Origin of the sequence: Buttiauxella sp. WJP83 (assembly GCF_027594725.1) — a bacterium.
Classification (GTDB): Bacteria; Pseudomonadota; Gammaproteobacteria; order Enterobacterales; family Enterobacteriaceae; genus Buttiauxella; species Buttiauxella selenatireducens.
In genome coordinates, this window is sequence record NZ_CP110080.1 from 3,885,065 (window position 1) to 3,897,659 (window position 12,595).

The window sequence follows — 12,595 nt, forward strand, 5'->3', positions numbered from 1 at the left end:
TGTTATTCTGCCTGTGCCTGATTCTGTTGCTGATTAGGATTAGGTTCTTCTACGGGAGCAGGTTGCCATCCCACTGCTGCACCTGAGTCGTAACGCAAATCGACATAGCTAATCCTTTTATTGTCGGCTTGCTCTTGCTGCTGCAGAACAGGGTAAAGCTCCACAAAGCGACTCAAGCGTTTCATCGTATCGCCCCGGCCCAAGTTAAGCTTAATGCCATTATTCAACGTCAATTGCCAGGAACGACGAGCGGTCATTGCCGCTTCTTTCAATGTAAATTTATCCTTTGCCAGCACATCGCCCATTGCGCGAAAGCCTTGCAATACTTCACCTTCACTGCCTTCCGGCCCAGATAACATAGGTAAAGTCTGCTTTACAGCACGTTCGGCTGGAACACTGAACGCATTTCCTTGCGCATCAATCATATGCTGATCATTCCAGCGCGCGATGGGCACATATTCAACCAGATGAATCTTCAATTCATCAGGCCACTGCTTTCTAACACTCGCCTGCTTAATCCATGGCAAACGTTCAATTTGCTGTTGGATAATATTCACATCCTGGGTCATAAAGGTGCCAGGCGGACCCAGTGCCAGAATTGACTGACGAATATCATCGTTACGGGTGTAATGCCGTTCACCAGTAACCACCAACTTAGACAGTGGAAGGCGCTGCGCATCCTCCATCCAGCCTACGACAATCCAGCCGCCAATAAATACCGTAAACAGTACTGCGCTCAGGAAAATTATCCCGGCCAGTCGCCCACCGTTACTGCGACGAGAACTGGTTTCTTCTTCTTCCTGGCGATTACGCGTATTCAGAGCTGCTTGCGACATATCAGTCTGCCAACTCCAGAATACGCACAACCAGTTGAGAGAATGTCATCCCAGCCTGACGAGCTGCCATCGGCACCAGGCTATGGCTGGTCATGCCTGGAGAGGTATTAACCTCCAGCAGGTAAAACTGTCCGTCGCTATCTAACATGACATCTACACGTCCCCAACCACTGCAACCCAAAACTTGCCAGGCTTGCAGCACTAAAGCCTGCAATTCTTGCTCGCGCTGCTCAATTAAACCGCTTGGGCAAAAATACTGAGTCTCATCAGAGAGATACTTCGCCTCATAATCATAGAAAATTCCGGCGGGTTGGATACGAATAGACGGTAAAATTTCTTCGCCCAGGATAGCGACTGTGTATTCAGGGCCGCTTAACCATTTTTCGATCAACACTTCGTCATCATGCTTGAAGGCAAGTTCAAGTGCTGCGGGCAGTGCCGCAACATTGTCGACCTTCGACATACCGACGCTTGAGCCTTCGCGACTAGGCTTAACGATGACTGGCATCCCCAGGCCTGCAATACGTTCTACCGTGGCTGCACAGATGCCCGCTTCCACATCACGTCGCGTTAATGCGACCGATGGAGCCACAGGTAAATTTGCACCTTGCCACAGCAATTTAGTACGCAGCTTATCCATGGTGATAGCTGAAGCCATCACGCCACTACCGGTGTAAGGCAGTTTTAGGAAATCCAGCAGCCCTTGAAGGGTACCGTCTTCACCGCCACGACCATGTAAGGCAATAAATACTTTGTCAAAACCCTGTGCTTTTAGCTCTGTAACCGGCGTATTTTTCGGGTCGACTTCATGTGCGTCAATTCCAGCTTCTCTCAGGCCAGCCAGAACCGCAGCACCTGATTGCAAAGACACCTCACGTTCAGCGGAAGTTCCGCCCAGCAGGACAGCAATTTTATCAGCCATGTTGGTCTCCTTCCTTAGTGTGAGACTGCAATCTATATTCAGCCAGGTTTCTGGCAACTTTCCCAACATTTCCTGCACCTTGCACCAGAATCAGGTCATTTCCAGACAAAACCGGTGCTAAAACATCCGCAATCTGACTTGCGTCAGGAACCAGAATTGGGTCGACTTTTCCACGCCCACGAATCGTGCGGCACAGTGAACGGCTATCAGCACCAGGAATCGCCGCTTCGCCAGCAGAATAAACATCCAGCATCAGCAAAGAATCAACTTGTGACAATACGTTAGCAAAATCATCGTACAAATCACGAGTACGAGTGAAACGGTGTGGCTGGAAAATCATAACCAGATTTTTATCCGGCCAGCCCGCACGTGCCGCTTTAATGGTGGCATCCACTTCAGTTGGATGGTGACCATAGTCATCAACCAGCATGGCGGTGCCTTCTTTGCCATTCACTTCGGCAAGCGGATACTCGCCGAGGAAATCAAAGCGACGCCCTGTACCCTGGAAGCTCTCCAGTGCACGCAAGATGTCAGCATCATCAATGCCTTCTTCTGTCGCCACTGACACCGCCGCAGCAGCGTTTAATGCATTGTGGCGACCTGGCGCATTCAGCGTGACTTGCAATGCAGGCTTGCCCTGACGCGCAATAGTGAAATGCCCCTGCGGTCCTTTCTGGTGATAATTTTCTACACGAACGTCAGCATCTTCGCTAAAACCGTAAGTGGTAGTTTTACGGCCAACACGTGGCAGTAGCTCACGGATAACCGGATCGTCCACACACATGACCGCCAAACCGTAAAACGGCAAGTTGTGCAGGAAGTTAATAAACGTCTGTTTTAAATTTTCGAAGTCGCCCTGGTAGGTATCCATATGATCGGCTTCGATATTCGTCACCACGGAAACCATTGGCTGCAGATGGAGGAATGATGCGTCACTCTCATCAGCTTCAGCAATCAGGTAACGACTATTACCTAAACGAGCATGCGTTCCTGCGGCTTTAACCAGGCCACCGTTAACAAAAGTAGGATCAAGACCTGCTTCTGCATAAATACTAGAAACCATCGCCGTGGTTGTGGTTTTACCGTGCGTACCGGCAATCGCGATGCCATGACGAAAACGCATCAACTCTGCCAGCATTTCAGCACGACGGATAACAGGGATGCGCGCTTCGTGAGCCGCGACAATTTCCGGGTTATCCATGGAGATTGCGGTAGAAACCACCACAACACTCGCATCAAGCACGTTTTCCGGGCGATGGTTGAAATAAATCGTGGCGCCCAGCGCCGACAACTGCTGAGTAACCGGGTTCGGAGCCAAATCAGACCCGCTGATCTGGTAACCTTCGTTAGCTAAAACTTCGGCAATACCGCCCATACCGGCGCCGCCGATGCCAACAAAGTGAATGTGCCGGACGCGACGCATCTCGGGCACGATAGAACGCAGTTTCGCCAGTTGTTGTGTATTCATTCTCTAACCTGCAGCGTCAAACGCCATTACTTCAAATATTCATGGGCAAAACAGCCACCCACAATGATTACGCCAGTGCTGCGGCGCTCACTTCTTTTGCTACCCGCTCTGTGGCATCGGGAATGGAAACAGCACGCGCACGTTCGGCCATTGCCAATAACGTTGCTCTGTCCCACCCGGCGAGCGTTTGGGTAACGGCATCCACGGTAAACTGCGGTTGCTCCAGTATTTTTGCCGCTCCAGCTTTTTCCAGTGGCAGTGCATTCCAGTACTGCTGTCGGTCTTTATGCTGGAAGGGAACAAACAGTGCAGGTAATCCTGCTGCCGCGATTTCGCTTACGGTTAACGCGCCGGAACGACATACCACGACATCGGCCCACGCGTAAGCAGCGGCCATATCATCAATAAATTCAGTGACTTTATGCTGTGGCTGTGCGGCTTGTACGTAAGCCTGCTGCACCGCTTCCTGGCCACCTTTGCCACACTGGTGCCAAATGGTGACAGCGTCGCCCAGGCGACCAGCAACTTGCGGTATGGTCTGGTTCAGCACGCGTGCGCCCTGAGAACCACCGACAACCAACACCCGAACCGGACCTTCACGCCCCGCGAAACGTTCTTGCGGCAAAGGCAGAGCCAACACATCGGTACGAACCGGGTTGCCTACTACATCAGCATTCGGGAATGCACCTGGAAATGCCTGCATCACTTTTTTGGCAATTTTTGACAACCATTTGTTGGTCAGCCCAGCAATCCCGTTTTGCTCATGCAGCACGACCGGAATGCCAAGTGACCAGGCCGCCAGCCCGCCAGGGCCAGAGACATAACCGCCCATCCCCAGAACAACGTCAGGGCGATAAGCCTTCATGATTGCACGAGCCTGGCGCCAGGCGTTGAAAATCCGCACGGGGGCCAGCAACATGGCTTTAAGGCCTTTACCACGCAAACCTGAAATACGAATAAAATCGATCTCAATTCCATGTTTAGGAACTAAATCTGCTTCCATACGATCAGCGGTTCCCAGCCAGCGTACTTGCCAGCCCTGAGCCATTAAGTGATGCGCTACGGCAAGACCCGGGAACACATGCCCACCGGTCCCACCAGCCATCACCATTAACCGCCGGGTTTGATTACTCATCGCACACCTTTCGTAAACGCCTGAGCTTTAGCCAGACGTGTTTCATAATCAATACGCAGCAACATCATGATTGCTGTAGACATAATTAACAGACTTGAACCACCGTAACTGATTAGGGGTAATGTCAGACCTTTGGTTGGTAACATCCCCGCCGCAGCACCCACGTTTACCAGCGCCTGGAAACTAAACCAGACCCCGATGGAACAGCCTAAGAAACCAGCAAAGCGCTGGTCCATTTCGAGCGCCCGCTTACCGATGGACATCGCACGAAAAGCCACGAAGAATACCATCAATAATGCCAGCACCACACCGATATATCCCAGCTCTTCTCCGATAATTGAGAAGATGAAGTCGGTGTGAGCTTCCGGTAAATATTCGAGTTTTTGTACCGAATTGCCCAACCCCTGCCCCCACAATTCACCGCGACCAAATGCCATCAGAGATTGTGTTAGCTGGTAGCCGCTACCAAACGGGTCATCCCACGGATTCCAGAAGGATGTTACGCGGCGAATACGATAAGGCTCAGCAAGGATTAACAGCACAACTGCGGAAATGCCCATACCTATGATGGCGAGGAACTGCCAGAGTTTGGCACCCGCCAGGAACAACATCGCCAGCGTAGTAACAAACAGTACAACTACCGTACCAAGATCGGGCTGTGCCAGCAGTAACACGGCCAGAACCAGGATAACACCCATCGGTTTGAGGAAGCCACGAAGGTTATTGCGCACCTCATCAACCTTACGAACCAGGTAGTTAGCGAGATAACAGAACAGCGACAACTTAGTGAACTCGGCGGGCTGAATACGCAATGGACCAAAAGCAATCCAACGTGACGCACCGTTAACAGAGCTACCCACAACCAACACAATCAACAACATAGCAATAGATAACAGCAACAGCGCGGTACTGTGACGCTGCCAGAAATCCATCGGCAAACGCAGGGTGAACAACGCCAGCACAAACGCCAGAATGATGTACAGACCGTCACGCTTAGCAAACAAGAATGGGTCATTCGCCAGACGTTGCCCGACAGGCATTGACGCGGATGTCACCATAATAAAACCAACCGCAGCTAGCCCGAAAGTCAGCCATAGCATGGTGCGGTCATACATTACGATGTTATTTGAGTCGGCCTCGCGGGAGCCCATCACCCAGCCTTTAATTGCTGACGCAAGCCAACTCAGGACGGCAAATCCCGGAAATCTTGGCATACGCAGACGAGGCAGAGAGAAGCGCATCAGCCAAGCTCCTTCGCAAGTAAGGTGAATTGGTCACCGCGTTGCTCAAAGTTTTTGAACTGATCGAGGCTAGCGCACGCCGGAGAGAGCAGAACCATGTCGCCAGGTTGCACACGAGCGGCAATTAATTTCATCGCCTGCGCCATCGTTTCAGTTTGCTCAGCAACGTCAGGACGCAACGCAGCAAGCTCCGCACCATCACGACCGAAACAATACAGCCGAATCGCTGGCCCTTGCAGGTATTGAGCAAGTGAGGAGAAATCAGCAGATTTACCGTCACCGCCCAACAGCAGGTGCAGTGTCCCTTCGACCTGCAAACCGTTCAGCGCCGCTTCAGTGCTACCCACGTTGGTCGCTTTGGAATCGTTAATCCAACGTACGCCGTTACGCTCCCAAGCAAGCTGGAAGCGGTGAGCAAGACCGGTGAAGGTCGTCAGGGCTTTCAGACTGCTGGAGCGTGGTAGTTTCACCGCATCCGCTAACGCCAATGCAGCAAGTGCGTTGGTGTAGTTATGGCGACCCACCACTTTCATCTCTTTGGTGTTCAGGATTTTCTCACCTTTCACCCGCAGCCAGGTATCGCCCTGCTGATGGTTGAGATGATAGTCACCGACATCTACGCCGAAGCTAACGCAACGATCGTCTGCACCACGTACTGGCATCGTCAATGCGTCATCCGCGTTCACGACACACACCGCAGCGTTTTCATAAACACGCAGTTTGGCCGCACGGTACTGCTGCAGACCAAACGGATAGCGGTCCATATGATCTTCAGTCACGTTGAGAATGGTTGCTGCCGCTGCTTTCAAGCTATGAGTGGTTTCCAGTTGGAAGCTGGAAAGCTCCAGTACATATAGCTCGCAGTTTTGATCAAGCAGCATCAAGGCAGGCAAGCCGATATTTCCGCCTACGCCTACATTTACGCCCGCCATTTTGGCCATTTCACCAACCAAAGTGGTGACAGTACTCTTACCGTTCGAACCGGTGATCGCCACAATCGGTGCTGTCGCTTCACGGCAGAAGAGTTCGATATCACCGATTATCTCAACGCCCGCATCTGCAGCACGACTCAGCGCTGGATGGGCAATAGCAATACCAGGGCTGGCAATAATCAAGTCAGCCGTTAACAACCAATCTTCATTGAGTGAGCCAGTATGTCGTTCCACCGCTTCTGGCAGTTTTTCAAGCCCAGGCGGTGTCAAGCGGGTGTCCATCACGCGTGGCGTCACACCACGTGCAAGGAAGAAATCCACGCAGGAAAGGCCGGTGAGGCCCAACCCGATAATAACGACTTTTTTACCCTGGTAATCAGCCATGGTTAACGCACCTTCAGGGTAGCCAGGCCAATCAGGACCAGCATGAGCGAAATAATCCAGAAGCGCACAATGACTCGCGGCTCCGGCCAACCTTTCAATTCATAATGGTGATGAATCGGGGCCATACGGAAAATGCGCTGCCCGCGCAATTTGAATGAGCCAACCTGCAAGATGACCGAAAGTGTCTCAACAACAAACACCCCGCCCATAATCACTAACAGGAATTCCTGGCGCAGCAATACGGCGATAGTCCCGAGCGCACCGCCCAGTGCCAGAGAGCCAACGTCGCCCATAAACACTTGCGCTGGATAGGTGTTGAACCATAAGAAACCAAGCCCAGCCCCCACGATCGCCGTACAGACGATAACCAGTTCGCCGGAGTGGCGCAGATAAGGAATATGCAGATATTCAGCGAACTTGATGTTACCTGTTGCCCAAGCGACTAGCGCAAAACCGGATGCCACCAGCACAGTAGGCATGATAGCCAAGCCATCGAGGCCATCGGTCAGGTTTACCGCATTGCCGGTGCCGACAATAACGAAATACGCCAGCAGCACATAAAACAGGCCAAGCTGAGGCATCACGTCTTTAAAGAACGGCACAACCAGCTCGGTGGCTGGCGTTCCTTTCCCTGCGCTGTACATCGTGAAGGCCACTGCCAACGCGATGACGGACATCCAGAAATACTTCCAGCGGGCAATCAAGCCTTTAGTATCTTTGCGCACCACTTTACGGTAATCATCGACAAAGCCAATCGCACCATAGCCGACCAGTACGAACAATACGCACCAGACATAAGGGTTGGACGGGTATGCCCACATCAAGACAGAAATCACGATAGAAGTCAGGATCATAATCCCGCCCATCGTTGGTGTTCCGCGCTTACTGAAATGGGATTCAGGACCGTCATTACGCACGACCTGACCGAAAGAAAGTTGCTGCAAACGGGCAATCATACGCGGCCCCATCCATAACGAGATGAACAGAGCAGTCAGCAGGCTGACGATGGCGCGAAACGTCAAATAGGAAAAGACGTTAAAGCCGGAATAATATTTGACCAAGTGTTCGGCCAGCCAAACTAACATGTTCCATTCTCCTGTAATGCGCGTACTACCTGTTCCATGGCGGCACTACGTGAACCCTTCACTAAAATAGTCATCATTGAATGCTCGGCGAGTAACGCCTTCAAGTGAGCGATTAAAGAGGGTTTATCGGTAAAATGTTGCCCTACTTCAGAGGACAGACTGATTATTTCGCTCAGCGTGCCCACGCTCAGTACGCAATCAATGCCGGACGCTTTCGCGGCTTCGCCAACCTGACGATGGCACTCTACAGATTCATCACCAAGCTCAGCCATATCCCCAACAACCATCACGCGGAAACCCGGCATTTCTGACAGTACCTGTGCTGCAGCGGTCATCGACCCCACATTGGCGTTGTAACTGTCATCGAGCAGAAGTTGGTTTTCAGAAAGTTGAATCGGGAACAAACGTCCAGGAACAGCTTTTAAGTCGGCAAGACCGGCTTTAACCGCTTCAAGCGAAGCACCTACCGCCATTGCAAGTGACGTTGCCGCCAGTGCGTTAGCAATGTTATGCCGTCCAGGTAGCGGTAAATTCACATCAATGTCGCCAGTTGGCGTTTTGATGGTGAACTCTGTGCCATGGGCAGTGATATGCACATTGGTCGCGGTGAAATCGCTGCCCGTTGCATTGGGTGAGAAGCGCCAGGTTTTGCGCTCACCAATAATCTTTTGCCAGTTCAGCCAATCATTATTATCGGCATTGAGAATGGCGATGCCGTTTGCAGGCAGACCGGCGAAAATCTCACCTTTTGCTTTCGCGACACCGGCAAGCGAACCAAAGCCTTCAAGGTGAGCTGCCGCCAAATTGTTGACTAATGCCGCTTCCGGGCGAGTCAGACCCACCGTCCAGGCGATTTCACCTTGATGATTTGCACCCAGTTCGATGACCGCATACTCATATTCTGGTGTGAGGCGTAATAACGTCATTGGCACGCCAATATCGTTATTCAGGTTTCCGGCTGTATATAAAGTGCTACCGCACTCGCGCAGAATCGCGGCAGTCATCTCTTTTACGGAGGTTTTGCCAGAAGAACCGGTCAACGCAACAATACGCGTCGGAACCTGTTGACGAACCCAGGCAGCCAGTTCGCCGAATGCTTGATGTGTATCGGCTACCACGAGCTGTGGAACATTAACATCCAGCTTACGGGAAACCAGCAGCGCCCCTGCCCCACCGCTGACCGCATCTTGCGCAAAATCGTGCGCATCGAAGCGTTCACCTTTTAATGCAACAAACAGGCAGCCAGGGGTTAATTTGCGCGTGTCAGTGGTGACATCAATGATGTCGGCATCAGCCCCGTGCAATTCACCCTGCAAAACAGTGGCGAGTTGGCTTAACGAAACGCGGATCATGCCACAACCCCCAGCAAGCGGGCGGCAGTGACACGGTCGGAGTAGTCCAGACGGCGAACCCCAACAATCTGATAGTCCTCGTGGCCTTTACCTGCCAGCAGAACGACATCATTTTCTTTCGCCTGCATAATTGCGTTAGTTACCGCTTCAGCACGGCCTGCAACCACATGCGCACGGCCTGCATCCAGCATGCCAACCAAAATGTCAGCCACAATCGCACCTGGCTCTTCGGTACGCGGATTGTCATCGGTGACAACCACAACATCAGCATACTGTTCAGCAATACCACCCATGATTGGACGCTTGCCTTTATCCCTGTCACCACCACAGCCGAAGACGCACCACAGCTTACCGCTGCAATGTAAACGCGCCGCTTGCAGTGCTTTTTCCAGAGCATCCGGCGTGTGGGCATAATCCACCACTACCGTCGGTTTACCCGGTGCGCTGAAAACTTCCATACGCCCACAAACGGGTTGCAGGCTCGGTGCCGTTTTCAGCAGCTCCTCAAGGGGATAATCCAGCACTAACAGGGTTGCCAATGCTAACAGCAAGTTGCTGACGTTAAATGCGCCCATCAGGCGGCTTTCGATTTCACCATCGCCCCAGGAAGAGCTAAAGCGAATGGTCGCTCCGCCATCGTGATACTGCACATCGGTTGCTTTCAACCAACGGCCACGACAACCAGGCTGTAAATTATCTTCCATCGTGACCGCAACGGCGTCAGGTAAACGCGTTAACCAATTGCGTCCGACTTCATCATCAGCATTGATGATGGCATTGCCGTAATCGTGTTCAGAAAACAGCAGCCATTTGGCCGCTTCGTAGCCTGCCATATCACCGTGGTAATCGAGGTGGTCACGACTTAAGTTGGTGAACACGCTGGCGGCAAATTTCAGAGCGGAAACACGATGCTGTACCAGACCATGTGAGGAAACTTCCATGGCGGCGAAGCTCGCCCCTTGATCTGCAAGGTTAGCAAGCACTTGCTGTACATCAACGGCAGAACCGGTGGTGTTTTCAGTTGGTTTCACGTTGCCGAGCAGGCCATTACCCACAGTGCCCATCACGGCACTGGTTTCGCCTAACAACTGGCTCCATTGGGCAAGCAGTTGCGCAGTCGTGGTTTTACCGTTAGTCCCGGTCACACCAACCAAACGTAATGCACTTGAAGGCTCGTTGTAAAAACGCCCTGCGAGAGCAGAAAGACGTTGATGCAATTGGCTCAGATAAATAACCGGCACACCGTGCATTTCACGGACTTCGCCATCCGTTGCTTCGCCTTCAGCTTCAGCAACGACAGCGGCTACGCCTTGCGCTATTGCCTGCGGGATATATCGACGCCCGTCCGCCTGATGACCGACTACAGCCACAAAAAGGTCGCCCGATGCCGCCACGCGACTATCGAGTGTCATTTCTCGCAGAGCTCTCGCAGGTAGCGCTGGTACCCACGGAGCGAGAAGGTCGCGCAAATTACGATCTGCCACCTGATCCCTCTTTTTGATTAATTACAAATTCACTTTTTTCACCTGTCGCCAGAGCATCCGGTTCGATATTCATGGTGCGCAGAACGCCGCCCATGATGGCACCGAACACAGGTGCAGAGACGGCACCACCGTAATATTTACCTGCTTGAGGATCGTTAATTACCACTACCAATGCGAATCGCGGATTACTGGCTGGTGCTACGCCTGCGGTATAAGCAATGTATTTGTTAACATAACGTCCATCCGGACCGACTTTTTTCGCAGTACCGGTTTTAATTGCGATGCGGTAGCCCTTGATAGCCGCTTTCACGCCACCACCACCAGGCAATGCCACACTTTCCATCATATGAACGACGGTACGAACCAACGGTTCAGGGAAAATACGCTCGCCTGGAACCGGAGGATCAACCTTCGTAATCGACAGCGGGCGATATACGCCGTAGCTGCCTATCGTTGCGTAGACACGCGCTAACTGTAACGGCGTTACCATTAGCCCGTAGCCGAAAGAGAAGGTGGCCCTCTCTATGTCAGACCACCGTTGTTTTTGCGGATATAAGCCACTGCGTTCTCCGACCAACCCCAAATTGGTCGCTTTTCCCAATCCAAAACGTGAGTAAGTATCTACCAACGCTGAGGAGGGCATCGCTAACGCCAGTTTGGAAACCCCGACGTTACTCGACTTCTGTAGTACCCCGGTAAGGGTCAATTCGCTGTAGCGCGCCACATCTTTGATCTCATGACCATTGATGCGGTACGGCACGGTATTCAGGACAGTATTTTCACGCACGACGCCACGTTGCAGCGCCGTCATGACCACCATTGGCTTAACTGTTGAACCCGGTTCGAAAACGTCCGTAATGGTACGGTTTCGCATGATGTCTTTCGGGGTTCCACTTAAATTATTTGGGTTATAGGACGGGCTGTTTGCCATCGCCAATACTTCACCGGTATTCACATCTACCAGTACCGCACTGCCCGATTCGGCCTTGTTGAAAGCCACGGCGTTGTTTAGCTCACGATAAACCAGTGCCTGCAGGCGCTCATCAATGCTCAAAGCCAGGTTATGAGCGGCCTGGCTGTCGGTTGAGGAGATATCTTCGATGACGCGACCAAAGCGGTCTTTACGTACGATTCGCTCGCCAGGTTGACCGGTCAGCCATTTATCGAAGCTTTTTTCAACACCTTCAATCCCCTGACTATCGACGTTCGTGAAGCCAATAAGATGAGCGGTGACTTCGCCAGAAGGATAGTAGCGACGAGATTCCTCGCGCAGATGAATCCCTGGGAGTTTGAGTTTTTTGATGTAGTCGCCAATATCTGGATTCACCTGACGCGCCAGATAAATAAAGCGACCTTTAGGGTTGCTGTTCACACGGGAAGCGAGCTGATCAAGAGGGATTTTCAGTGCATCGGCCAGCGCTTTCCAGCGGTTATCCAGCGTAATACCACCCGCGTCATGCAATTCTTTCGGATCGGCCCAAATGGCTTTAACCGGCACACTAACTGCCAATGGTCGGCCCGCGCGGTCACTAATCATGCCTCGAGAAGTCGAAACTTCCTGCACACGCAAGGAACGCATATCTCCCTGACGTACCAACATGTCCGGCGCGATGATTTGCAGCCAGGCAACGCGCCCCAACAGGAAAACCAGCGCCAGCAAAATGCAACCGCAAAGCAACGCAAAACGCCAACTTACAAAGTTGGCCTGTTCTTCCTGGCGTTTCGGTTTAAGCGTTTTTGCCGCTGCTCTCATCTG

Annotated in this window: 10 protein-coding genes; all 10 read right to left on the bottom strand. The window is 52.2% G+C overall.

Going from position 1 to position 12,595, the window contains the following annotated elements; genetic code table 11:
* Positions 1-2 precede the first annotated feature (2 nt).
* Positions 3-836 carry a cell division protein FtsQ gene (gene ftsQ / locus OH773_RS17975; protein ID WP_183272775.1) on the bottom strand — a complete coding sequence of 278 codons (834 nt, stop codon included), beginning with the start codon at positions 834-836 and terminating at the stop codon, positions 3-5.
* 1 nt (position 837) lies between these two features.
* Complete coding sequence (locus OH773_RS17980; RefSeq protein ID WP_270140612.1) at positions 838-1,758, bottom strand: D-alanine--D-alanine ligase; 921 nt, start codon at positions 1,756-1,758, stop codon at positions 838-840.
* Positions 1,751-3,226: a UDP-N-acetylmuramate--L-alanine ligase gene (gene murC / locus OH773_RS17985; protein WP_270140614.1), complete on the bottom strand. Its 1,476-nt coding sequence runs from the start codon at positions 3,224-3,226 to the stop codon at positions 1,751-1,753. The genes OH773_RS17980 and murC overlap by 8 nt, the downstream gene beginning before the upstream one ends.
* Before the next feature lie 67 nt (positions 3,227-3,293).
* On the bottom strand, positions 3,294-4,361 hold the full coding sequence (gene murG, locus OH773_RS17990) for an undecaprenyldiphospho-muramoylpentapeptide beta-N-acetylglucosaminyltransferase (protein WP_270140616.1): 1,068 nt from the start codon (positions 4,359-4,361) through the stop codon (positions 3,294-3,296).
* Entirely contained in the window at positions 4,358-5,602 is a 1,245-nt protein-coding gene (gene ftsW / locus OH773_RS17995) for a cell division protein FtsW (protein ID WP_270140619.1), read from the bottom strand. Before ftsW ends, murG begins: the two co-directional genes overlap by 4 nt.
* A complete protein-coding gene (gene murD / locus OH773_RS18000; protein WP_270140622.1) occupies positions 5,602-6,918 on the bottom strand; it encodes a UDP-N-acetylmuramoyl-L-alanine--D-glutamate ligase in 1,317 nt (438 codons plus the stop codon). Before murD ends, ftsW begins: the two co-directional genes overlap by 1 nt.
* Positions 6,919-6,920: 2 nt before the next feature.
* Entirely contained in the window at positions 6,921-8,003 is a 1,083-nt protein-coding gene (mraY, locus tag OH773_RS18005; protein ID WP_183272769.1) for a phospho-N-acetylmuramoyl-pentapeptide-transferase, read from the bottom strand.
* Complete coding sequence (murF, locus tag OH773_RS18010) at positions 7,997-9,355, bottom strand: UDP-N-acetylmuramoyl-tripeptide--D-alanyl-D-alanine ligase (protein WP_270140624.1); 1,359 nt, start codon at positions 9,353-9,355, stop codon at positions 7,997-7,999. Before murF ends, mraY begins: the two co-directional genes overlap by 7 nt.
* Positions 9,352-10,839, bottom strand: a complete 1,488-nt coding sequence (murE, locus tag OH773_RS18015; RefSeq protein ID WP_270140626.1) for a UDP-N-acetylmuramoyl-L-alanyl-D-glutamate--2,6-diaminopimelate ligase — start codon at positions 10,837-10,839, stop codon at positions 9,352-9,354. Before murE ends, murF begins: the two co-directional genes overlap by 4 nt.
* The gene (locus tag OH773_RS18020) at positions 10,826-12,592 is read right to left on the bottom strand and encodes a peptidoglycan glycosyltransferase FtsI (RefSeq protein WP_183272766.1); all 1,767 of its coding nucleotides are present in this window, start codon (positions 12,590-12,592) and stop codon (positions 10,826-10,828) included. The genes murE and OH773_RS18020 overlap by 14 nt, the downstream gene beginning before the upstream one ends.
* Between the last annotated feature and the right edge of the window lie 3 nt (positions 12,593-12,595).